Source organism: Rhizobium sp. 05N49 (genome assembly GCF_056396805.1).
In genome coordinates, this window is record NZ_JBFTME010000001.1 from 72,518 (window position 1) to 95,739 (window position 23,222).

The window sequence follows — 23,222 nt, forward strand, 5'->3', positions numbered from 1 at the left end:
CCGCCCCGACAGGACGGAGGGCTGAAGCTTTGCGGGCTTTGCCTCCTTCGTCACCGGATCACCAGCGACGGGCGCCTGCCGGCCTGTCAGGGATCTAGAACAATCCGATCAGTCGGGCGGAGCTGATCGCAAGGCCGGCGATCGCCACCAGAATGACGACGCTCGCGATGACGAGAAAAATGGGGCTCTTCACAATATCTCCTTCAAGGCCGGCGATGGCCGTGCGCGTGAGGTAGCAGTTGCGATTGAGAGCGGCAACCGTGCGGTCGTGGTCGAAGGCCAGATATGGCACCAGATATGGCAATTGTCTGCTACGCCGCAAAGTTGCAGAATAGGCCGCCGCATTCATGCCATGCGACTGAGGGGAGCAGGGGCCGATCATGCCATCCATCACCACGGGCAATGCCGAGCAATATAGCGACAGCAAGAAACTTGCCGCGCGCGGGCGCCTGAACCGGGAATATACAATTGCCGAAACCGGCTGGTTTCCCTGGGTGGCGCAGCAGCTTCCCCTTAAAGCCGGCGATCACCTGCTGGATATCGGCTGCGGCCCCGGCTGGTTCTGGGCTTCGGTCGCCGCCGACCTGCCCGACAATCTCGACCTCACGCTCGCCGATCTCTCCCCCGGCATGCTGCAGGAAGCGCTCGAACGCTGCCACCCGCTCTCCTTTGTCCGCGTGACCGGCCAGCAGGCCGACGCCACCACCCTGCCCTTCGAAGACGGCTCTTTCGACACCATCATCGCCATGCACATGCTCTACCACGTGGCCGATCAGGCCAAGGCGCTTGCCGAAATGCACCGCGTGCTGAAACCGGGCGGTCACCTTGCGGTGACGACCAATGGTGCGAACAACATGCGCGGCATGTACGAACTGACGACGGCCTTCGGCAGCCCGCCCTGCGACCCCGCCGGTGCCGCCTTCGGCTACGAGACTGCCGAACGGCTGATGCAGGCGCAGTTCGGCAATGTGACGATGGCGGAGCACCCGGCCCACATGCGGATAACGGAGCCGGAAGACGTGTTCCTGGCGCTGACCTCCTATCCACCCGGTGACAGGGCGAGCGAAGCCGAGCTTGCTGCGTTTCGGGCAGCGATATCGGAGGCGTTCCGGGCGGGCGACGGCGTGCTGGAGGTGGGCAAGGAGACGGGGTTGTTTCTCAGCCGCAAGGCGGGCTAACCGCAACTCATCTCCCGAGATTCCGAGAGAAATTTCGTGTTGAAAATTCGCTCCCGCCGTGCAACCTGCATCTGGGGTTTGGGGTGAATATAAATGCTTTCATTTCTTTTCAGTTTACAGGGCATGTCGGTTGCAATGCTTTTCTCGACTGCCGCTCTTCTTCCAACGTCAAGAATTGCCGTGGACAAATGGGCGGAGAAACTCTTCCCCGACCCTGTTGATTGCGCCTTTGGCGAAGGCGGGCTTTCCTATAACGCCGACAACAAGGAAATGCTGATCAACAACCTCGCCCTGCCCGACGCGACGAGGCAAAGCCTGAAGGCCATGGAAAGCAGGATATCGGCGACCTGCACCTCGAAGGAAGGACCACCCGTGGTGGTCAATACGGTTGGAGAATATTTCGGAAGCCGCTTCAACCAGTTCAGCCTGCCGATCTATGCTCTCAACGCCGGCGGTGGCTGCATGTCGGATTTCTATTACAGTTTCACTTTCCCGGAAAAAGCAAAGACGGTGCACGACAATATCCTGCAGCGCACCGGCAAGGATCTGAAGGTCATCACCGAATCCGGGCGCAAGCCGGAATTCGAGGACGATGGCTGGATCACGGACTATGGCACTTACAGCAAATATACCTGCAGCATGATTGGTTACGGCTGATGGGYTGCACGCGCCCCCGCTTTCCGCCATTCCTGAACCATCCCTCGTACCTGCACTACGAGGGAATGCGGGAGGTTCGGCAGTCGTCCCGCCTCACCTCTCTCCATCCCGCGGTTCAAAACTGCGCCACACCACCATCCACGAACAGCTCGATCCCCGTAATATAGCTGCTGTCCTCGGACGCGAGGAAAACCGCAGCCTTGGCAAGATCATCTGAAGTGCCCATGCGCCCCAGCGGCACATTGGCCTTCATCATGTCGCGCACGCTCTGGTCGGCGAGCGTCGAGAGGCCGGGCGTTTCCGTATGGCCGGGGCTTAGCACGTTGATGCGGATGTCGCGGCCCTTGAGATCGATGATCCATCCGCGCGCGAACGAGCGGATCGCCGCCTTCGTGGCGTCATAGACCGAGAAGGCCGGGAAGCCCTTGATCGAGGCGATCGAGCCGGTGAGGATGACAGACGATCCCCTGGACAGAAGCGGCAGCGCCTTCTGCACGGCAAAGAGCACGCCGCGCACATTGGTATTGAAGGTCTTGTCGAAATGCTCCTCGGTGATTTCGCCGAGCGGGCCGAATTCATAAATGCCGGCATTGGCAAAGAGCACGTCGATGCGGCCGGCCTTCTGGCCGACGATCTCGTAGACACGGTCGATATCCGCAAGGCTTGCGGCATCGGCCCGAATGGCGGTGACATCGCCGCCGATCTCGGCCACGGCCTTGTCGAGTTCGCTCTGTCGCCGGCCAGTGATGAACACCTTGGCGCCCTCGTCGACGAAGCGTTTTGCCGCGCCGAGACCGATGCCCGCACTGCCGCCGGTGATGACGGCGACCTTGTTTTCCAGCTTCCTGCTCATGTTCTCATTCCTTCTGCACAGCGCCGGTTCTTGCCGTCGCTCGTTGAACACGAGGTAGAAATTATGGGCTTTGGTGCGGGCGAAGTAGAAAGCCGGCGCGACTAGGACTTATTCCCGTCAGGAATGGAAAGAACGGTTCAGGCCGCGCTGAGCTTTTCCTCGACAAAGGCCACGAAGGCGCGCGCCTTGGCGCTCACACCACGGCCTGCCGGAAACGCGGCCCAGAGATCGAGCGGCGCAAGGCTCCAGTCCGTCAGCAGCAGCTTGACGCGGCCATCGGCAAGCTCGGGCGCAAACATCCATTCCGAGGCGACGGCAAGGCCAATGCCCGACAGTACCGCCGAACGCACGCCCTCTGCGGCCGAGACGCGCAGGCGTCCCCGCATGGTGACAGGCACTTCCGCTCCATCCTTGCGGAAGAGCCAGGCATCGCGGCCAAAACCCTTGGCATAGACCACGCTCTGGTGCTGGCCGAGTTCGGCGGGATGGCTTGGTTCGCCATGCCCGTCGATATAGGCGGGTGCTGCGACGACGATGCGCGGCGACTGGCCGATCTTGCGCACGGTGAGCGCAGAATCCGGCAGATCGCCCATTCTGAGGGCTATGTCGATGCCCTCCTCGATCAGGTCGATACGCTCGTCATCAAGCACGACTTCCATGTCAAGACCGGGATGCATGCCCAGGAATTCACCGAGATGCGGGATGATGTGCAGGCTGGCGAAGGCCGGCGCTGCACTGACGCGCAGCCGGCCGGAAAGGCTGGCACCGGCGCCGCGCGCTGCATGATCGGCCTCATCAGCCTCCTCGATCGTGCGCTTGGCCCGCTCGTAATAGCTCTCCCCGGCTTCGGTGGGCGTAAGGCCCCGCGTGGAGCGCAATAGGAGCTGGATACCGAGTCGTTGCTCCAGTTGCGCGATGGTCTTGGAGACCGCCGGTTGCCCCACATGCATCTGCCGCGCGGCCTCCGAGAAGGAGCCGGCCTCGACCACGCGGACGAAGGTTTCCATGGCGGCGAGTCTGTCCAATGCGGCGCTCCGTGCGCGGATGGGTGTGGGTGGGTTTTAGCATGTCGGGGCGGGTGTTGGTATTCTCTGAGGGAATGGAAATGGTGAGAATACCGATCCTCCCGATCATCGCAGCATTTTCGAAGACCCCTCCCCAACCCCTCCCCACAGGTGGGAGGGGCTAACTCAGCGGCACCGCATCGCTCCTTCCGGGACGTCGAGAATGTGGCAGCAAGGTGCGGCGAGTTAAGCCCCTCCCCCTTGTGGGGAGGGGTTTGGGGCGGGGTCTTTACCCAAGTCCATCCCCCCACCCACTTCACCCCCACAACCATCCCCACCCTACCCATGAGCTCAAACCCAGGAGGTTCGCCCATGGCTACCGTCGTCTCTATCTGCAATCTCGCCCTTTCCAATATCGGCAAGGAGAATATCAACGATCTCACCGAAAAGAGCGCGGAGGCGCGCGCCTGCAATCAGTTCTACGCGCAGACGCGCGACGTGCTGCTGCAATCCTTCCCCTGGGCCATGGCTGGCAAAACGGTGGCGCTCGGCGCTCTCGATAATGACAAGCCGGGCGTCTGGCGTCATTCCTATGCCCGCCCGGCCGATTGCCTGCAGATCCGCTGGATCAGGTCGGGCTATCTGGCCGACGCGTCCGCGCCGCTCGATGCGCCGACGCCCGATCTCGATGAGGCCGGGCGCGAGATGCAGTATCCCTACGCGCTCGAAGGCGACCGTCTCTATTGCGATATTTCGCCGGTGCTCTTGCGCTATACCAGCCGCCTCACCGATCCGACGAAATATTCGCCGCTCTTCCTCGAGACGCTCTCCTGGCACCTTGCCGTGCGCCTTGCCATGCCGCTGACGCGCGATCCGAAGATCCGCGCCGATGCAATGTCGCTGGCCCAGAGCACGCAGGCCGCCGCCGAGCAGGCCGAGGCCAATCAGATCAGGCATACGAGCGCGGATTTTGTCAGCGAACTGATCGCGGTGCGCGCCCATGGCTGATTTTCGCGCCTACCAGCCTTCGTTTACCGGCGGCGAGCTTTCACCCGCCCTCGGCGCCCGCGTCGATCTCGCCAAATACCAGAGCGGCCTGCGCACGGCGCTGAATGTCTTCGTGCATCCGCATGGCGGCGTCTCCAACAGGGCCGGACTGCAATTCGTCAGCGAGGTGAAGGACAGCGCCAAGCGGGCGCGGCTGATCCGCTTCCAGTTCAATACCGAGCAGACCTATATTCTCGAATTCGGCGATCTCTATATCCGCATCTTCCGCGATGGCGGGCTGGTGCTCTCAGGGGCGGCCCCTTACGAGGTGGCCAGCGCCTATACGGCCGCCCAGGTGCAGAACCTCGTCTTCGTGCAGGAAGCCGATGTGCTCTATCTCTGCCATGTCGACCATCCCGTGCGCAAGCTGGGGCGGCTGGCCGACAATAACTGGACGCTGACGACAGTCCTGTTCAAGCCGCTGATCAATGCACCGACGGGAACGCCTGTCGTCACCAAGCCCGGCGACACATCAGGCAAGACCGGCTATGTGGCGACGACCTATCGCTACCGCGTCTCTGCCGTTGCCGATAGCGGCGAGGAAAGTCTACCCTCCAACGCCGGCTCCGTGGTCAACGATCTCGCCATCCAGGGCGGCATCAACCGCGTAACCTGGACTGCCGTCACGGGTGCGGCGCGCTACATCGTCTACCGCGACGACAACGGCATTTTCGGCTATGTCGGGGGCACGACGGGCCTCACCTTCGATGATGAGAATATCACACCCGATCTCTCCGACACGCCGCAGGCTGGCCGCAACCCGTTCAATGCCGCGGGCAATTATCCGCGCTGCGTGACCTTCATCGAGCAGCGGCTGGCCTTTGCCTCCACACAGAACGATCCGCAGGCCGTGTGGCTCAGCCAATCCGCCAATTACGAGAATTTCGGCGTCTCCTCGCCCGCCAAGGCAAGCGACGCCGTAACCTTTCGTATCCGCGCCCGGCAGGTGAACGAGATCCGCTCGATGATCTCCGTGCGTGGCCTTCTGCTCCTGACGTCAGGTTCAGAATGGATCGTCACCGGCGGCTCGACCTCGGATGCGATTTCGCCCTCCGCCATCAAGCTCGATAACCAGGGCTATCGCGGTGCGGCCAAGGTGCAGCCGATCGTCGTCGGCAATACAGTGCTTTTTGCCCAGCGCCTTGGCGGCGTCGTGCGCGATTTCTCCTATGACTATACCCAGGACAGCTATGTCGGGAAGGACCTGACCATCCTTGCCCGCCATCTCTTCAAGGGCCGCGAGATATCGGCCTGGGACTATGCCCAGGCGCCGGATTCCGTTGTCTGGGTGGTGCTTGATGACGGGGCGCTCGTCTCGCTCACCTACATGAAGGAGCAGGATGTCTGGGCCTGGACCCGCCATGAGAGCGGCCCCGGCAATGATGCCTTCTTCGAGGATGTCACCGTGATTGAGGAAGATGGCGAGGACGTGCCCTATTTCATCGTGCGCCGTACCGTCAACGGCACGCGTAAGCGCTACATCGAGCGGCTGCACAGCCGCGCCTTCGAGGATGTGCAGGATGCCTTCTTCGTCGATTGCGGGCTGACCTATTCCGGACCGCCGGCCACGACCATTTCCGGCCTTGGCCATCTTGAGGGACAAACACTCGTGGCGCTCGCCGACGGCAATGTCGTACGCAATCTTGTCGTCACCGGCGGCGCGGTGCGGCTGCAGAATGCGGCATCGAAAATCCATATCGGCCTGCCGGTAACGGCGGCGATCGAGACGCTCGATCTCGATGTCGGCCAGGTCCAGGGCCTCGGCACCGTGCAGGGGCGCTCGAAATCCGTCTCCGAAGTGACCTTCCGGGTGGAGAATACGCGCGGCATCTTCACGGGGCCGGAGGATGGCGAGCGGGATGGCGGCACGCTGGTGGAATACAAGCAGCGCCGCAACGAAAACTGGAACGAGGCGATCAGCCTCTATACCGGCGATCTGACCGTCACGCCCTATTGGGACTGGAGCACCAGCGGCAGCATGTGGGTGAAACAGTTCGATCCGCTGCCGATGACCATCCTTTCCATCATGCCGGATGYCACCCTTGGCCGCTGAAATCTGCATTGTCACGGCGCGGCCGGGGCACATTCGGCAGATTGCCGAACGGATGCGCGCGGCCGACCGCGCGGAGATATTCGCCGCCTCCGGCCGCTCGCCACTCTCGGCGCTCTCCTTCTCCTACCGCCACTCTTCTCACGTCTGGACCGCCCTCTTCGATGGGCGTCCGGAAGTGATGTGGGGTGTCGGCGATCTCAACATCCTTACCGGCATCGGCGCGCCCTGGCTGCTCGGCACCGATGCGGTGGACAAGAACGTCCGCGGCTTCCTGCGGATTTCGAGACATTGGCCGTCTCAACTGTTGGGCCGTTATCGCTTGCTCAGAAACCTCGTGGATGCGCGCAACACGATCTCCATCCGCTGGCTCGAATGGCTGGGCTTCCGGCTGTCAGACCCCGTCGAGATCAACGGCCATCCATTCCACCTGTTCGAAATGGGAGACGCGGATGTGTGATCTTGGTCTGGCGCTGACTTTGGGCTCGACGCTGCTGGGTGCTGCCGGCCAGGTGCAGCAGGCGAAGGCGACGGCGGAGGCAAACAAATACAACGCCCAGGTCGCTGAAATGAATGCCGAGATCGCCGACAAGCAGGCGAAGGACGCGATCGAGCGCGGCAAGCAGGAAGAGCAGCAGAAGCGGCTGCAGACGGCACAGCTGGAAGGACGCCAGAAAGCCGCGATCGCCGCAAACGGTATCGACCTCTCCTTCGGCTCGCCGCTGGATACGATCGTCGATACCGCCAAGATGGGCGAAATCGATGCGCTCAATGTGCGCAGCAATGCCTATCGCGAAGCCTATGGCTACAAGGTGCAGGGCACCAACCAGCTGGCAAGCGCCAAGCTGGACCGCATGCGCGCCGATGCCGCTGTGAAAGGCGGTTATCTCGACGCCGTCGGCACGATCCTCGGCGGCACAGGCAAGGTTTATACGCAGGGCAAGGCCCTCGGTTACTTCAAGTGAGGGTTTGATGCCGACTGTTCCGACTTATCAGGATACACAACAGCACGTAGCACTGCGCCCGGAATATACCGAGGGCTTCACGGTAAAGGCCGATGCCGAGGCATTCGGCTCCGCCATCGGCAAGGGCATGCAGGGGCTGGCAACCGGCATGGGCACGCTCGGCGAGGCCGTGGTCGAGGTGGAAAAGCTCGACAATGACAATGCCGCCAAGGATGCGCAGACAAAGCTCAACGACTGGGATCGTGACGCGCTTTACGGCAAAAGCGGCTTCCTGACGCTGACCGGCCGCGCCGCCGTGGAAGGCCGCGCCGCCTTCGAAAAGCTGGCCGAGCAGAAGCGTGCCGAATTCGGCAAGGGCCTGACGCCGGGTGCTGCCCGCACCTATGAAGAGACCAGCCGCGCCAGCATGAAGACCCTGCTGGACACCACGATCCGCCACACATTCGACCAGCGCAAGGCATGGTTTGCCGAGACCTCTCAGAAGAGCATCAAATCCTCGGGCGAGAATGCGGTGGCCGTCTACAGCGATCCTGCCAAGGTCGATGCCGAAATCAAAAAGGGCGTTGCCGAGATCGAGCATCAGGGCCGCATGCACGGCTGGAGCGAGGAAAAGCTCGACCGGGAACGCAGCCGATACGTCTCCGACACGATGAAGAACGTCGCGCTGCGCATGGCCGACGACAGTGCCATCAAGGCCGAGCAATATATCAAAGCCGCCGGCGACAGGATGCTGCCGGCCGACAGCACCGCCATCCTTAAATCCCTGCGAACCGCCGTGACCGACGAGAAGGCGCGGCAGAACACCACCGACATCATCGCCGGCCTGCCGCCGACCTATACCGGCGCGCCGGATGCCAATGGCGCCGCCTCGCCAGTAGCGCCGGCTGGAAACGCCGATGTGGGTGCAGGTGGCCCGCAGCAGACCGTGAACACCGGCCAGACGACCGTAGCGGGCGCAAGAGGCAATGGCCTCGAAATGGATGGCGCCGGAAGCAGAACCGGGGCAGCACGCACGCTTGGCGCACAGCCTTCGGCGGGCAAGACCGCAGCCCTGCAAACCGCCGGTAATCGAAGCACAGGCCCTCAAACCACTGGCCCGCAGGTGTCGGCCGCCCCTCGCACGCCACCCCAACAGCCGAGTGGCCCCGAGGATTTCCGCACCGTTGCCGCCACGCTCGCCTTTCCCGGCAAGGCGAAGGACGATCCGGCACTGGCAGGCTTCGTGAAAAATGCCGCCGGCAGTACGGTCGATCCTTCACTCAGGGAGTGGCTGAGCGATGTCACAGGCGCCGTCCTCGGTATCGCCGGGGCGCCTGCCAATCTCGTTGGAAGCGCTGCCGCCGATGCCACAAGATTCCGCCATTTCGGTCTGCCGACGCAGACACCCCGCCCCGGCGACATCGTCGTCCTCGGCCCGCAGCAGAAGAAAGGCGCCGGAAGCAACAGCAGCACTGACAAGGGCCGCATCGGCTTCTTCCGCGGTTACGATGCGGACGGCAACATCCTCGTGCTCGGCCCCGATCCGAGACGTGCCGGCGATACCGCGCTCACCGCCCACCCAGCAAAAGAGGTCGTCAGCTTCCGCACATCCGGCACCGTCGATGAGAAGACCACGACCCTGCCGAACTACAATCCCGAGAGCTTGCGCCGGATCGAAGAGAGCCTGAACAGCATCGCCGACCCGGGGCTGCGCGCCGCCACCGAAGAGCAACTCAGCGGCTACATGGTCGCCCAGAAAAAGGCGCTCGACGCTCAACGCATCCAGGTGCAGGAATGGGCCAATAACCAGGTCATCGCCGACCCGACCTTCGACCCGACGAAACTGCCCCTCCACATCCAGCAGGCGATCGGCCCTTCCGGCTTGCTCACGCTGCGTGACTACAAGGAAAAGGTCCGCGCCTACGGCCAGCCGCTGACGGATACGCAGACGCTCTACGACCTGCAGACCGAATTCGCCAGGGATCCGGCCGCCTTCTCGCAGATCGATCTCCTCGAATACCGCTCCAAGCTCTCAGACAAGGATTGGGAAAAAGTCACCGGCTGGCAGCAAATGGCCGCGACCGACCAGCGCAAGGCCCGGCTCGAGAGCCTCGATATCAACACAGCCTTCGAACTCGCCAAACCGCAACTCGAAGCGCTGGGCCTCCTCACCCAGGACGGCGGCTACGCGACCTCCTATAGTGTCCCGCGCCGCGTCGCCCAGTTCCGGTCAGCACTCCTCGATCAGATGGATGAGTTCAAGGACAAGAACGACGGCCAGAACCCGACCCAGAGCGACATCCAGAAAATGATCAACCGCCTGTTGTTCCCGATCGTCATCAGCACACCGAGCTCTTTCTTCAGCATGGGAACTCCCGCAAAGACCCACGGCTACCTCTATCAGGCCAACTCACTCACCGACGATCAGAGCTACGATATCGACGTGCAATATCAGGATATTCCACGCGATCTCAGGATGGCGATCGAGGCGGATCTGACGAAGAAAAACAACAAGAAGCCGTCGCAGGATGAAATCGCAAATGAATACGAACTCTTCATGCTCAATCGCTGACAAAGCGCATTAGGAAAAACCAGGCGGCCCGGCATCGCGGGAACGCTTGGCCGACACCTCACTTCCCTGTCGAAGTCTTCTCGAACCGAGCCTTCAGACGCTCCACCTCTCCAGCCGGCCACCCCGGCGGGTCCGTCACCGCAAGCCACGCATCGATATAGTGTTGCGGCGCATAGACATGGCCGTAGCCCATCGGCGAGGTCGTGGCGATCATCGCGTCGAAGCCGAGCTGCAAGGCAGTGACGACGGGATACCAGCGGAAGGCCGGCGAGACATCGGGGCCTCTTTGCCCTTTCATCCAGTCCGGCTCGCGGTAGAGCGCGCGCCAGTCGAAGAAGGTGACGGGGTCGCTGGCATATTGCAGGAAGACAATGCGGACGGCGCTCCAGGGCTTGTCCAGCTGATCGGCAGATGTCTGCTGGTTGGCAAAGCGGATCATGCTGCCATCGCGGAATTGCGGCAGCCAGGCCGGCGATCCGGGATTACGGTTTGCGGTCACGTGGGCCCATGTGGCGCTGGCAAAGGGCGGCCCGCTCCACAGCGCCCCCTGGAAGGGATCGGCGAAGACATCGTAGAGATTGAAGGAGAGCTGCGAATTCAGCGCCCCGAGACTGAGCCCATGCAGATAGAGCTTCGGGCGATGATCGCGCGGCAGCGTGCGCCAATAGGTATAGATTTCCCTGAACAAGGCGCGCGCCGTATCGGCCCCGTATTCCGGCTCGACCATCAGCGACAGCCAGCTGCTGAGATAGGAATATTGCACCGCGACTTCGGCCACATCGCCATGCAGCAGATATTCGAGTGTATCCATCGCTTCCGGATCGATCCAGCCGGTGCCCGTCGGCACGATGACGACGAGGTTGGAGCGCTCGAAGGCGCCCTGACGCTTGAGTTCGGCAAGCGCCAGGCTGGCGCGTGCCTCGGCGTCATCGGCACTGTTCAGGCCGACATAGACCCGGATCGGCGACTGTGCGGACGACTGCAGGAAAGCGCCGATCTCTTCCGCCGTCGGGCCTGACGTGACGAAATGGCGGCCTTGCCGGCCAAGCTCATCCCAGTTGACCAGCGATGCGGCGCTTCCCGTTCTGGCCGGGTCGGTGGGAACAGGCGTGTCGTCATCGATCAACGCATCGGCCTCACGGAACGAGGAGTCGACCATACGCAGCGCCAGATGGAACAGCAGCCCATTGGCGACAGCCGAAAAGACCAGGATCGCCAGCAGGATTCCGGCAACGGCTGCGAGCCGGCGCGGAATGAACCGGCTGCTTTTGTTATAAAAGGCAAGCGCCATCAGCCTGAACAGCCGACCGAGGGCAATAAACAGGATGAAGACGATTGCGGCCATCAGCACCAGCAGCAATGGTTCTGCCGTGGTCACCGGGGCAAGCTGCATCAGCGCGCGGACAGAATTCTGCCACGAGGACGATTGCCAGACGAATACGGTGGCGACCGCGGCGCCGCCTAACAGTGCCACGGACCGGACGAGGCGTCCGGCAGCGGGCAGCAGACGGGGGATTTCAAGATACGTCCAAAGCCATTGTAGGAAGGCGCCGCAGCCATAGCCGGCAGCCGCACAGGTGCCCGAAAGCGCGCCCTGCACGAACCAGGCGCGCGGCATGAGGCTCGGCGTCAGCGACAGGCAAAAGCCGAGCAGCGCGAAAAACAGCGCCGGCCAGGAAAGAGGCCTGACGAAACTTGTCATGGAATGCCGCATGAACATCCTCCCAGCTCGCAAACGCTGCACCCCCTGTTTTATGACAGGTCCTGCATACAATCCAGAAGCGTTATGCCATTGACGTCACGGGCTGGAATGTGCCTGTTCTTCAGCAAGCTGCTTTCGGCCGCCGCATACGGAAAAGTGCGGCTGATTGCGCCGATCTACCAGGCCTGTCAGGCCGACAACCTTCCCACGCCTATGGTCGGCAAAACCAGAGGCGTGATCCATGACCATTTCAAGCGAGATAAACCGGTCCGGCCCCTATAGCGGGGACGGCGTCACTACGGCTTTCGACTATAAATTCAAGATACTCGAACCCCGGCATCTGCAGGTGATCCGCACGGACGCGTCCGGCACGGATACGATCCTGGTGCTGGATGCAGACTACACCGTGACCGGGGTCGGCAATGATGGCGGCGGCAGCGCGGTCATCACCCCTGCCCCGGCAGCCGGCAGCAGGGTCACCCTGCTGCTCGATGTGCCCTTCACCCAGGAAACCGACCTGGAAAACCAGGGCGCCTATTATGCCGAGACCGTGGAGCAGGCTCTCGACCTCGTCGTGATGAGGCTCCAGCAGCTCAAGGAAAGAGCGGCCCGCGCCGTCACCATTCCGCCGTCATTCGATTCGGCAACGATAGACAAGCTCATCGCAGACGTCCTGACCCTCAGCGACAAAGGCGATGCGCTGGAGGCCGTTGCCGCCGTCTCGCAATATCTGGAAACTGTGGCTGATATAGCCGATGACATCCCCGATGTTGCCGGCCTCACTGCGACCACGCAGCAGAAGGCCGCCGAAGCCGCCCAATCGGCGACAGCCGCAAATGCCAGCGCTGGGCTCGCAGCCGCCTATGCAGCAAATCCGGAAGATCTGGCGGTTCCCGGTTCGGGCGGGCTGTTTTCCGCCTTTCACTGGTATCGAAAGACGCTGGCGATATACAACGACGTCGCAAATACCCTGGCCGGCTGGTTGCACGGCGCGGCGGCAAAGACCGACATCGTCGATAGCGACGAATTCGCCATCGCCGACAGCGCGGCAGGCTGGGGGCTGAAAAAGGTTCTGGCGGGGAGTATCGTCAAATATGTTTGTGTTGCTACCGGTCTTGATTTCTTTACAGGTTTCATCCCCGCTTATGTCGGCGTTACGTCTGTAACCATCGGACCAGGCGTCGGCTGGTTTGGCGGAAAGAAACATCAGACCACCTCTGCCACCGCAAAAACGCTAGTTCAGCTACTCGACATAGGGGCCGTACAGGCGTCAAAGACGTATTTCCTGTACTCCATCAGGAAACTATCTGATGGCACCACGGACTTCATTATGTCGCTGTCTGGATCAGAGGCAGGCGTCACGAAGCCGCTCGGATGGGAATGCTTGTCCGGGAGCCGTGTGGGCCTGGTCCTCACCAATTCATCAGGAAATATTGTTCCGTTCTGGCAGACTGGCAACGAGGTTAACACCGACACCTACCCATGGTTCACCGCCACCGCCACCGCACAGGGCCTGGCCATACCGAGCAACACCCCTGTTGGACTAAGCGTCGATGTCTGGGTGCTGATTGACACCGGTGTAGCTAGCACGGGACAGGACTGCATCGGGATCGTCTCAGATGCCGCTGCTGCCAACTATACCACCGGTGCCGCGCATCACGTGCGATGCCGATCGCGCTCAGGCAACGACTATCCCGACCAGAGTTCGGCGGCGGGCAAGGTGCGAAGCAACGCCACCGGCCAGCTTTGGAGGTATGTCTCTGTGACAAGCGCAGCCTGTTCGGCCTCCTTTTTCGTGTGCGGCTGGTATGATTACTCTTGCAAGAGGCTATACGCATGACCCCTGTATACGTTCGTTACGACAGCGCCGGAACCATCCTTGAAATATTCACCCGTGACCAGCCTCATATGATCCTCGTCCGTTACGACGACCAGGAGCCCCCGATCGCCAAATACCTCCGGGACCCACTCGGCCTTGAAGAGCGCTTCCCGCCCCTCAGGAAATGGCAACTCTGGATCGCCGCGCTCGAACTCGAACCGCCGATTGCCAAGGCCGATATTCTGGCGACCATCAACGACATGCCCGACATGTCGTTCAAAGACAAGGAAACGGTGCGCATCATGATCGAGGACGCGCAGCAATATTCGCGTGAAGATCCCCGCATCGACCTGCTCGCGGTGGCCATGGGCATTCCGCCGAACCAGATGGACGATCTCTGGAGATGGGCGGCTTGCATCGAGCCTTTATGATCTGAGCTGTCGAAAAACAGTCGGCGGGGACCGGCCAATCCGGCTTGCCCCGCTCGCCAATCACTTCACAACCACCTCATTGCGGCAACGGCTTGCCGGTCTGTTCGGCCATCATGTATTCCGCATACCAGTCCGGCCAATTCTCGTCATGTTTGCCGCCATTGCGCTTCTCATGCTCGCCATGGGCTTCGGCCGCCCGGCGCAGCCCCGCGGCGAGGTCTTTCGCCGTGCCGAAAGCGGCGAGGTCGGAGGTAATTCGCCCCGGCAGCCGGGCGGTGATTTCCTGGAAGAGCCAGCCATTGCCGTCAGGGTCGTTGAAGGCTGCGAAGGAGCGGTAGCTGCTGCGGTCGGGATCGGGGCCATTGACCCGGCGCCGGCCGAAGAGATAGGGCACGTCAGGCCCGCCATAGACCTCTCCCTCGGGATGAAAGGCGTCGCTGACCTCTACTCCGCGCTCCCGCAGCTCCTTTCTGGTTGCCTCGATATCGGAGACGATGAGATACAGTCCCTGTGCGGAGCCAGGTGCCGCCGGCGTAACGTTCTTCCCGAAGATGACGGATGCTTTCGAGCCCGGCGGGGTGAACTGGATCACCCTGTAGTCTTCACCTGAGGAATAGTCTGCATCGAGGCGCCAGCCGAGCCCGCCATAGAAGGCCTTGGCGCGATCGACATCCGAAACGGGCACGACAATGATCTCCAGCTTCATCTCGCTCGTGCCGTTGCCGGCCCTGTTGCTTGCATCGCTCATGATCTTCCCCCTCCCATCGTCACGACGATGGTGTTGATGATGACGGCGATGCGGCAAGTGCATCGCCCGCTCCACTCTAGCACGTTGCGGGCCGATGATCTCTCTTCACGGCTCCCGCGGCATCGCCTTGATGAAATCGATGAAGGCGCGCAGCGGCGCCGGCACCAGGCGCCGGCCGGGATAATAGAGAAAGGGGCCGGAGAAAATCTGCCACCAGGGCTCCAGCACCGCCTCCAGCATGCAACCTTCAAAATAGGGCTTCAGCCAATCCTCGAAGGTGAAGACGATGCCGGTGCCGGCAATCGCCGCGTCAACGGCGAGATCCGTGCCGCCACCATTCTGGACGATCAGCGGGCTCGGCGGATCGACCCTGACGATCTCGCCGTCGCGCTCGAACTCCCAGACCGGGATGGCGCGGCCGGCAAAACGGCCGCGGATGCAGGCATGCTGAAGCAGGTCGCGCGGATGCTGCGGCCGGCCATGCTCTTCCAGGTAGGCGGCGGAAGCCGCACCGGCATAACGCTGGACGCGAGGGCCGATCGGCACGGCGATCATGTCCTGTTCCAGCCGCTCGTCATAGCGGATGCCGGCATCGCAGCCGGCGGCGATGATATCGACGAAATTCTCCTCGGTAACGATTTCGAGGCGAATATCCGGATAAGCTCTCAGAAACGCCGGCACGATCCGTGGCAAGACCAGCCGCGCTGCGCTGACGGGCACATTGAGCTTCAGCGAACCCGCCGGCCGGTCGCGAAAATCCTTCACGAAGTCGAGCGCAGCATCGATCTCGCCGAAGGCCGGGCCGAGCCGCTCCATCAGGCCGCGACCGGCTTCCGTCGGCACAACGCTGCGTGTCGTGCGGTTGAAGAGCCGCACCCCAAGCTCCGCCTCCAGCCGGCGCACCGCATCGCTGAGCGCCGAGGAGCTCATATGGCTCACCCGCGCTGCCTCGCGAAAACCGCCAGCCCTTGCGACGACGAGAAAGGCGCTGACATCGCTGATCTCAGGCACACCCTGTTTCATAGTCTGAGTTCCCATTGATTGTCCTGTAAGCCGGACAGCCCGTCCGGATTATAGCCGATTGTCCGGGAAGTGATACAGGCCTATCTGCTTTCCTGCCTTCAATCGGAGATGAGATTTCATGTCTACTGTCGAAAATTCCGGAAGCTTCAAGCTCGGCGATCGCGTGGTAAAGCGCCTCGGCTATGGGGCCATGCAGCTCGCCGGCAAGGGCGTCTTCGGCCCGCCACGGGATCGCGATGAAGCCATCGCCGTGCTGCGCGAAGCCGTCGAAAGCGGCGTCAACCACATCGATACCAGCGATTTCTACGGCCCCTACGTCACCAATGAGATTATCAGGGAAGCGCTGCATCCCTATGGAGATGATCTCGTCATCGTCACCAAGGTCGGCGCGCTGCGCGGATCCGACGCCTCCTGGAACCCGGCCTTTTCGAAGGAAGAGCTGACCGCGGCGATCCACAGCAACCTGAAAAACCTCGGCCTCGACGTGATCGAGGTGGTCAACCTGCGCGCCATGTTCGATGTGCACGGCCCGGCCGAAGGCTCGCTCGAGGCGCCACTGACGGTTCTGGCCGAGCTGCAGCAGCAGGGCCTGATCAAACATATCGGCCTGTCGAATGCCACGGCAAAACAGGTGGATGACGGCCGCAGGATCACCGAGATCGTCTGCGTCCAGAACCAGTACAACCTCGCCAACCGCGACGATGACGCGCTGATCGACAAGCTTGCAGCCGAAGGCACCGCCTACGTGCCCTTCTTCCCGCTCGGCGGCTTCTCGCCCTTGCAGTCCTCGACGCTCTCCGAGGTCGCCGCCAACCTCGGTGCCACGCCCCTTCAGGTGGCGCTCGCCTGGCTCCTGAAACGCTCGCCGAATATCCTGCTCATCCCCGGTACATCTTCGCGTGGTCATCTCAGGGAAAATCTCGCGGTAGCCGATATCGAGCTGTCGCCCGAGGTCATGGCGCAACTCGACGGCATTGCCGCAGCGAAAGGCGCCTGACTCAACGGAAGGTACGGAACGCGGCGCCCTCGCCGCGTTTCGCAGGCCATACCACGCCCCCTCGACAGATTGACGAATCGGCACAGCCTGAACATCATCATGGTCAGGCGTGACCTGCGCCCAACCTCCAGCGATCCTCCCCGACAGGGTCTTTCAAACGGAGGCAAAGGGACTTCCGTCTCGGGTCCATCAACCTTGGTCCGATCGTGCGGGCGTGGTTGCCGGGGAACATGCGTCCGTGACGGAAAGGCCTGACAATGACCCAGAACGGAAATCTCAAGCGCAAGGTTCGCGCCCGCGCGGCAAGGACGGGCGAATCCTATACCTCAGCCCTCAGCCATATCCGAAAGCCGAAAACAGCCCCGCAACCGCATGAACCAGCCGGCAAATCCCTGCGGCTTGCGGTGGCCCAGACCACGGTTCGCCTCGACCCGCGCGACGCGGATGCGTTCCGCGCCAATGGCGCCGAAATGCGCCGGTCGATGCGCCAGGCAAGCGAGGCCGGCGCCAGGCTTCTGCACTTTTCGGAGGGAACGATCTGCTTTCCCCACAAACGCATCCTGTCCGAGATCGGCCCCACCGAGATCGGCGCTGCAGACTGGAGCCGCTACCAATGGGAGGCTCTGCGTGAGGAACTGGAAGAGACGAGAAAACTCGCAAAAAAGCTGAGGCTCTGGACGGTCTTCGGCGCACCACACCGGCTGACCGCGCCGCACCGGCCGCATAACAGCCTCTATGTCATCTCTGACAAGGGCGAACTGGTAACGCGCTATGATGAGCGGCTGCTCTCCCACACCAAGATCTCCTTCATGTATTCGCCGGGCAGCATCCCCGTCACCTTCGAAATAGATGGCATGCGCTTCGGCTGCGCCGCCGGCATGGAGTCGCACTATCCCGAAATATTCATCGAGTATGAGCGGCTGGATGTGGATTGCGTGCTCTTCTCCACCTCGGGTGAAACACCCTCCGCTGCCCCGCCCTTTGCCGCCGAGGTGCTGGGCCATGCCGCCAGCAACACCTATTGGGTCAGCTACGCCGCCCACGCGCCGCAAAGCGTGATCGCGCCCTCAGGCATTGCCGCCCCCAATGGTCAATGGGCCGCCCTCTGCCCTGCGGACGGCACTCCCGGCCTCGCCTTTGCCGATATCGCCACCAATCCGGAAAACCCCGCGCGCCCTTGGCGGCGCACCGCCCGAGGCGATCTCTACCGGCCGCATCAGGTCGAGGGTGATCCGAGAAGCGACAGCCGCGAAGCCTTTTGAGGCCTGGAGCCGGCGGGCAAATTGCCCGTCGGTGTCCGTTCGGCGCTGCCTACGGCTTTCGCAGGAATTGCAACCGCCGGTGAAATCCCTATGGTCGAGCCAGCCGACCGCGGAAGATAAGACGTAGAGATTTGAGCGGGCTGCGTGGGAGCCCCAGCCCCTCTGCCATGTCCTCTCTAAAACTTTGGGGTGATCAAGCCCATTATGGATGCGACCGCGAAAGACCTCGTTCAGGCGTCAATTGCACCCCGTTCCCAAAAAGATCGGCAGCGATTACGGCTCGCCCTCAGCGCATTTGTTGAAAACGATCCGTCCATCACCTGGCCATCCATCCATTGGATCGAGGCAGAGAGTGGCAATGTGCTCCTGAGAGCAGCAAACGAAGCCGAGCTCACCAGCGCTCTCGACAAGATCAAACGCAACCACGCGATCGGCGCCGATACCGGCCCGCCGCAGGTGGTCTGCCGGGCGACCATCGCGCGGGTCACCAGGATCGACTACACCCACAAACGACAGATCGGCGGAACCGGCGAATTCGCCCGCATCAAACTGACCGCCACGGCAAACGATATCGGCCGAGGCTTCCAATTCCGGTCAGAGATCGTCGGCGGCGCGGTGCCGGAAGCCTACATTCCCGCCGTCGAAAAAGGCATGCGATCGGTCATCGGGCCAGGCGTGATCGCCGGTGATCCCGTCGTCGATATCAGCGTCATCCTGTTCGACGGCGCCTTCCACGATATCGACTCCTCACCGCTCACCTTCGAAACCGCCGCGCGCATGGCGATGCGTCAGGTGCTTGACGCAGGCGAGCTTGTCATTCTCGAGCCGGTCATGCGGGTGGACGTCGTCACCCCGACAGACTACGCCGAGCTGATCGCCGCCGATCTCCGGGCACGGCGCAGCCGGATCGATAGACAGGATCCGAATGGCGATACCGTCATCATAAATGCCCTTGCGCCGCTCGCAAACCTGCTCGGCTATGGCAATCAGCTCCACGTCCGGTCCGATGGACAGGCAAGCCACAGCATGCGGCTAGACCACTACGAGCGGGTTCCGCCCGACGATACCGATCCGCCATCTGCCGGCGGCGCGGCGGCCCTCGCCCGGCGTCTGTTTCGATAGAACCAGACGACAAGGGGTGAGGCGATCAAAGCCAGGAAAATGTACTGCATTTCCTTGATGATGATCTCACCGTTCGTGACATTGGGGTGCGGAAGGATACCCTTGATGACGAAGACTGCCGTAAAGCCAACGAAGGCGGCAAGCACCGTCAACAGCCATATGACAAGCGAAAATAGAAAGCCCATGGGCAATGCCTCCGACAGGCGATTGCAGACGTAAAGAAGCAGCAGCCGACGATGATTTCCATGAATCCCATGATTGCCCTCCCCTCAATGTTTCACTTATTGCCATCCGGCGTCGCAGCTTCGCAATTTTCGATGCAATGCCCGGGAAACAGCATCCGGCGCTGCGAGGCCGACGGTAGAAAGCTCACGATCGTGAGCTCATCGAAATAGAGCGACACGGAAATCTCGACTGCACCCAGCGGCAGGTTTCTCAGATAGGCCTTGGCTTCAGGGAAAGCCGTTTCCGGCGGCGGCTCCATTGGAACGATCGTCAGCCGCTGCAGATTCGGGTTGCCGTCCGCCAGATAACGCGAAAACCTGTTCAACGCTTCCTTGGAACCGAGATCGTGAACGGCCTTGATCACATCGATATAGGCGTTCTTGGTGTGGAATTCGACGAGGGTGCTGACACCGTCATTGAAGGTCTTCGTTGCTCTGACCGTCCGCCAGAAGGCGTGAGGGCCAGACGGAGTGAAGAGGGCAAGATATGCCCTGCCCTCCACCATTCCGATCTCATACTTGCCGACCTGGCCGAGAACCCTTGCCTCGTCAAAGCAGGCGGCCTGCCTTTTGGCATTGCCACAGGCATACCAGCCCTGCTGCGACAGGATGCTCTCATAGCTGTCTCCGGCCCTGATGCCGAAGAGAAATTCCAGCGGAAAAAGGGTGTCCTGGCCAGCAGCACCCGAAGCGAACGAAATGAGAGACGAAGATATCGCAATCCCGGCCGCGGCCAATCGATGGCCGAAATTTTTCGAAAACATCCCGCCCCCCAGTTAAGCTCGCGCCCTGCCTGTCTTCGCCACCCAGACAAGCTTCCGGCGCCGTATGTCTCTAATGAAGTCTGCCCAGGTGATGGAGCTCGCCGATATACTGCGAATAGGGCGCCGCAAGCGTAACGATCGCTCCACTGAGGCCGGCGAAAGGCGCTCCGCTTCTGCGTCTGAGGAAACGGACAATGAGGAGTACGATCAGACCCAGAACGAATGAGGGTATGGCACCGCCGACAGCCTCACCGAAAAACCTTAGCATCGCAGCGGTACCTTCCGGAATGCTCTTGTCGATGACGATCATGATCACAACGTAGCTGGCCTAAGCCACCGCCGCCAATAGCGCGATGCTCTTCCACACGCTGCCCCTGGCACCGGCGGACGCCCCGCGTACATCAGTCCCATTCACCATCGGCACTCCTCCCCCGATTTATAAAACAACCCTTCCGCATCTACCCCTGTCTCTCGGCCGAACGGGGGACAGTCATGGACAGTGTGCAGAACAATAACGCCTTGTCGCGGAAGCAAGCTCGGCAGGCCGCCGCCACCGCAAGCAGCATTATTCAATCCTCGGATGAAAATCCAGATCAAGTTGCAGAAGATAGGGATCTCGCGGTCACGTATGTGCGCGTTACCGGAAACCCGCCCCCGCCTCCCCAGATGATGCCGGGGAATCGCGAGTTTCTTCAGGGAATTATTGAGGCCGAACGCAACAGACTTATTCTGTCTTTGTCACCGCGGACGGCAACCTGGCTCAGCGAAAACCCCACCGCAGCGGTGTTGGCGAAGGATGATATCCACAACCTAGGCTCACTCGAACACGCAGCGCAAAGGTTCGGAGAGACGCCGAAGGCCATCCCTCAAACGAGTACTCCGGCCGCAGAACCCGTCGCTCAAGCCAGCCGAACTGCCGCGCCATCTGCAAGCCCTGTTGCCCAATCTCGGGGGCGCGTCGCCCCAATAGCGCAATCCGTCATTCCAGCCGGCGGTACCGCGATGATGGAGACCGTAGTCAGCGACGTACCAGCGACCGCGCCAACCACGGGCACTGCGACCTCAGTAGCCAATGAGGCACTCAGCGATGACGAGCAAAAAAAAGAGGAACTCATTGCCGAGGTCCGCAATGCGGGGGGCTTGTCTACTGAAGAATATGAAGCACTCAAGGAAAGAGTCCGGACACAGCCGTGGTTCGATGCCGGCACTGCTACGCTCTACCTGGAGGGCGTGTACGAAGGAAGGGTTACGGCAGATGACATCAATGACATCAACGCGCACCTAAAATCTCGGTACAGTCAGGCCACAACCGAGCGCGGTGTGCAGAATTTCAAGGAATTCGGCAAGGGCACCGCCACGGGCGTCGTTGTAGGTACCGGCCGCGTAATGGAAGGAACGGGGCAGCTTCTCAACACCAGCCCTTCCAAAGCGAAAAAGGCACTTGTGGCCCAGATCGCCAGAGCGGGATCATTGTCCCCTCATGAAGTCGATCTGCTACGTCTGAAAATCGATCAGCAAAACATCCTTCCGCGAGATTTGGCGCAGAGGGCGATGTCCGAAGTGCTGGCAGGGGATATGGCGCCCGAAGATGTCGAGCAGCGTTTCGAACCTCTGTTGAAAGAGGTTTCTGAGACCTTACAGCATAGAGGAGAATACGTCGCGGACTATGGCAAGACCATGCTGCCAGCGGCACCGGGGTATGAAAACAGCGTCGGCCGAGTGAGCGGGGAAACCCTGGGTCAGGCGCTGCTCGGAGCCGGGGCGACCGTTGTTTTCGGTCCAGCAGCCGGCCTTGTTGTAGAATCGGCGCGAGCAGCAGGAGACGGAGCTGCTGCTGCGAGAGAAGCGAACCGGCCAGAGGACCAGCAAACCATGGCGGCAATGTCCTACGCGCCGACCGCGCTCGTTGATCGCATCCCATTCGGAGAAGCTGCCTCGTTTGCACTGAAGCACCTTCCCTTGAACACAGTCGTGCGACATTTGGCCAAGACAATCTTCAAGGAAGGCGCAGCACAGGCAAGTCAACTTCTCGCCCAGAACGCCATCAAGCACTACCTGATCGACCCCAAGCAGGAGATATTCGAAAAGTTCAAGGAGACGTTCATCGCAGGCGGCCTTGCCGGCGTGGGAAAAGAAATTTTAGTGGACCTCGGCGAAATAGGTATCAAGGCCCTCACGCGCGGTCGCGGTTCTGCGCATATTTCTGCCTCCCGCCCCGAAGCGGCGATTCAGGACCGCCAGCAATTTGAAGAACTGGCGACGACAGCAGAGTCGTCTAAATTTCGCCAGCGCGACCCTGAAGGGCATCGAGAGCACACCGCCGAAGTGCTGAAAGACACCAAAGTCGAGCACTTCTACACGTCGCCCGAGAGTGTGGACAACTATGGAAAGGCGACAGGCGCGGATCCGTTCGGTCTGAACGACACTCCCGCCATGCAGGTGGCAAAAGATACCGGCAGCGATCTGAAGATCCCAACTACCGACTACCTGGCCAAATCCACTCCTTCCAAAGCGGACGCGGACTTCAGGGACAGTATGCGATTCGGCGCCGACGCCCTCAACCATTCCGAAGCCCTTGCTTCGCATATCGGCGTGCCTGCGCCCGGTCTCAATCCGAGAGTTAAGCAGAACGGCCCTTACATCGCCACTGGATACGTGGGCAACCAAAAGGTCGATGATTACGCGGTTTCGCATTCTCCCAATGCCGATCCCACCGCGAAGAAGATGGGGCGCGTCGGAAATTCAGGAAACACGAAGCGCAACCCCAGCGCGCTGAGCATCACCAGCACCCGCTCACAGCCCTGAACGCCTGCCGATTTCCCGAG

21 protein-coding genes are annotated in these 23,222 nt (G+C 61.5%); 13 read left to right on the forward strand and 8 right to left on the reverse strand.

The genetic code is table 11. The features are described from left to right. Positions 1 to 94: 94 nt before the first annotated feature. Positions 95 to 382 (reverse strand): hypothetical protein, encoded by a 288-nt coding sequence (locus AC1DF8_RS00390; RefSeq protein ID WP_477994497.1) that lies wholly within the window; start codon positions 380 to 382, stop codon positions 95 to 97. Between AC1DF8_RS00390 and AC1DF8_RS00395 the strand changes: the two genes are divergently transcribed. Both AC1DF8_RS00395 and AC1DF8_RS00400 read left to right on the forward strand, forming a co-directional pair. Further along, positions 381 to 1,178: a class I SAM-dependent methyltransferase gene (locus AC1DF8_RS00395; RefSeq protein ID WP_477994498.1), complete on the forward strand. Its 798-nt coding sequence runs from the start codon at positions 381 to 383 to the stop codon at positions 1,176 to 1,178. The genes AC1DF8_RS00390 and AC1DF8_RS00395 overlap by 2 nt on opposite strands. 180 nt (positions 1,179 to 1,358) lie before the next feature. Next, positions 1,359 to 1,835, forward strand: coding sequence for a hypothetical protein (locus tag AC1DF8_RS00400; RefSeq protein ID WP_477994500.1), 477 nt, complete (start codon positions 1,359 to 1,361; stop codon positions 1,833 to 1,835). Positions 1,836 to 1,950: 115 nt separating this feature from the next. Here the strand turns inward: AC1DF8_RS00400 and AC1DF8_RS00405 are convergent, their stop codons facing one another. Beyond that, entirely contained in the window at positions 1,951 to 2,688 is a 738-nt protein-coding gene (locus tag AC1DF8_RS00405; protein ID WP_477994501.1) for an SDR family oxidoreductase, read from the reverse strand. A gap of 137 nt (positions 2,689 to 2,825) precedes the next feature. Beyond that, positions 2,826 to 3,713 (reverse strand): LysR family transcriptional regulator, encoded by an 888-nt coding sequence (locus AC1DF8_RS00410; RefSeq protein WP_477994503.1) that lies wholly within the window; start codon positions 3,711 to 3,713, stop codon positions 2,826 to 2,828. A 351-nt stretch (positions 3,714 to 4,064) separates the two neighbouring features. Between AC1DF8_RS00410 and AC1DF8_RS00415 the strand changes: the two genes are divergently transcribed. Genes AC1DF8_RS00415 through AC1DF8_RS00435 form a run of 5 tightly spaced genes read left to right on the forward strand, consistent with a single transcriptional unit; the run spans position 4,065 to position 10,305 of the window. Further along, the gene (locus tag AC1DF8_RS00415; RefSeq protein ID WP_477994505.1) at positions 4,065 to 4,700 is read left to right on the forward strand and encodes a phage connector family protein; all 636 of its coding nucleotides are present in this window, start codon (positions 4,065 to 4,067) and stop codon (positions 4,698 to 4,700) included. Then, positions 4,693 to 6,792 carry a phage tail protein gene (locus tag AC1DF8_RS00420; protein WP_477994507.1) on the forward strand — a complete coding sequence of 700 codons (2,100 nt, stop codon included), beginning with the start codon at positions 4,693 to 4,695 and terminating at the stop codon, positions 6,790 to 6,792. The genes AC1DF8_RS00415 and AC1DF8_RS00420 overlap by 8 nt, the downstream gene beginning before the upstream one ends. Further along, positions 6,773 to 7,249 (forward strand): hypothetical protein, encoded by a 477-nt coding sequence (locus AC1DF8_RS00425; protein WP_477994509.1) that lies wholly within the window; start codon positions 6,773 to 6,775, stop codon positions 7,247 to 7,249. The genes AC1DF8_RS00420 and AC1DF8_RS00425 overlap by 20 nt, the downstream gene beginning before the upstream one ends. Then, the gene (locus tag AC1DF8_RS00430; RefSeq protein WP_113203872.1) at positions 7,242 to 7,754 is read left to right on the forward strand and encodes a virion core protein, T7 gp14 family; all 513 of its coding nucleotides are present in this window, start codon (positions 7,242 to 7,244) and stop codon (positions 7,752 to 7,754) included. The genes AC1DF8_RS00425 and AC1DF8_RS00430 overlap by 8 nt, the downstream gene beginning before the upstream one ends. Before the next feature lie 7 nt (positions 7,755 to 7,761). Beyond that, on the forward strand, positions 7,762 to 10,305 hold the full coding sequence (locus AC1DF8_RS00435; protein ID WP_477994510.1) for a DUF5585 domain-containing protein: 2,544 nt from the start codon (positions 7,762 to 7,764) through the stop codon (positions 10,303 to 10,305). A 58-nt stretch (positions 10,306 to 10,363) separates the two neighbouring features. Here the strand turns inward: AC1DF8_RS00435 and AC1DF8_RS00440 are convergent, their stop codons facing one another. Then, on the reverse strand, positions 10,364 to 12,019 hold the full coding sequence (locus tag AC1DF8_RS00440) for an alpha/beta hydrolase (RefSeq protein WP_477994512.1): 1,656 nt from the start codon (positions 12,017 to 12,019) through the stop codon (positions 10,364 to 10,366). 229 nt (positions 12,020 to 12,248) lie between these two features. On the opposite strand from AC1DF8_RS00440, the gene AC1DF8_RS00445 reads away from it, so the two are divergent. Next, positions 12,249 to 13,847 carry a hypothetical protein gene (locus AC1DF8_RS00445; RefSeq protein ID WP_477994514.1) on the forward strand — a complete coding sequence of 533 codons (1,599 nt, stop codon included), beginning with the start codon at positions 12,249 to 12,251 and terminating at the stop codon, positions 13,845 to 13,847. After that, positions 13,844 to 14,257, forward strand: coding sequence for a hypothetical protein (locus AC1DF8_RS00450; protein WP_477994516.1), 414 nt, complete (start codon positions 13,844 to 13,846; stop codon positions 14,255 to 14,257). Before AC1DF8_RS00445 ends, AC1DF8_RS00450 begins: the two co-directional genes overlap by 4 nt. 76 nt (positions 14,258 to 14,333) lie before the next feature. Here AC1DF8_RS00450 and AC1DF8_RS00455 read toward each other — a convergent pair whose 3' ends face one another. Both AC1DF8_RS00455 and AC1DF8_RS00460 read right to left on the reverse strand, forming a co-directional pair. After that, positions 14,334 to 15,005 carry a VOC family protein gene (locus tag AC1DF8_RS00455; protein WP_477994517.1) on the reverse strand — a complete coding sequence of 224 codons (672 nt, stop codon included), beginning with the start codon at positions 15,003 to 15,005 and terminating at the stop codon, positions 14,334 to 14,336. Between the two features lie 105 nt (positions 15,006 to 15,110). Then, positions 15,111 to 16,028 carry a LysR family transcriptional regulator gene (locus AC1DF8_RS00460; protein ID WP_477995047.1) on the reverse strand — a complete coding sequence of 306 codons (918 nt, stop codon included), beginning with the start codon at positions 16,026 to 16,028 and terminating at the stop codon, positions 15,111 to 15,113. A gap of 118 nt (positions 16,029 to 16,146) precedes the next feature. On the opposite strand from AC1DF8_RS00460, the gene AC1DF8_RS00465 reads away from it, so the two are divergent. From AC1DF8_RS00465 to AC1DF8_RS00475, 3 genes are all read left to right on the forward strand, one after another. Beyond that, positions 16,147 to 17,025 (forward strand): aldo/keto reductase family oxidoreductase, encoded by an 879-nt coding sequence (locus tag AC1DF8_RS00465; protein ID WP_477994519.1) that lies wholly within the window; start codon positions 16,147 to 16,149, stop codon positions 17,023 to 17,025. 257 nt (positions 17,026 to 17,282) lie between these two features. Further along, on the forward strand, positions 17,283 to 18,287 hold the full coding sequence (locus AC1DF8_RS00470; RefSeq protein WP_477994521.1) for a carbon-nitrogen hydrolase family protein: 1,005 nt from the start codon (positions 17,283 to 17,285) through the stop codon (positions 18,285 to 18,287). A gap of 204 nt (positions 18,288 to 18,491) precedes the next feature. Continuing rightward, positions 18,492 to 19,409, forward strand: coding sequence for a translation factor GTPase family protein (locus tag AC1DF8_RS00475; protein ID WP_477995048.1), 918 nt, complete (start codon positions 18,492 to 18,494; stop codon positions 19,407 to 19,409). A 277-nt stretch (positions 19,410 to 19,686) separates the two neighbouring features. Here the strand turns inward: AC1DF8_RS00475 and AC1DF8_RS00480 are convergent, their stop codons facing one another. After that, positions 19,687 to 20,397, reverse strand: coding sequence for a hypothetical protein (locus tag AC1DF8_RS00480; RefSeq protein ID WP_477994522.1), 711 nt, complete (start codon positions 20,395 to 20,397; stop codon positions 19,687 to 19,689). 70 nt (positions 20,398 to 20,467) lie between these two features. Beyond that, positions 20,468 to 20,707: a hypothetical protein gene (locus tag AC1DF8_RS00485; RefSeq protein WP_477994524.1), complete on the reverse strand. Its 240-nt coding sequence runs from the start codon at positions 20,705 to 20,707 to the stop codon at positions 20,468 to 20,470. 182 nt (positions 20,708 to 20,889) lie between these two features. Here AC1DF8_RS00485 and AC1DF8_RS00490 point away from each other — a divergent pair, with 182 nt between their 5' ends. Beyond that, positions 20,890 to 23,202 (forward strand): hypothetical protein, encoded by a 2,313-nt coding sequence (locus AC1DF8_RS00490; protein ID WP_477994526.1) that lies wholly within the window; start codon positions 20,890 to 20,892, stop codon positions 23,200 to 23,202. The last annotated feature ends 20 nt before the right edge of the window (positions 23,203 to 23,222 follow it).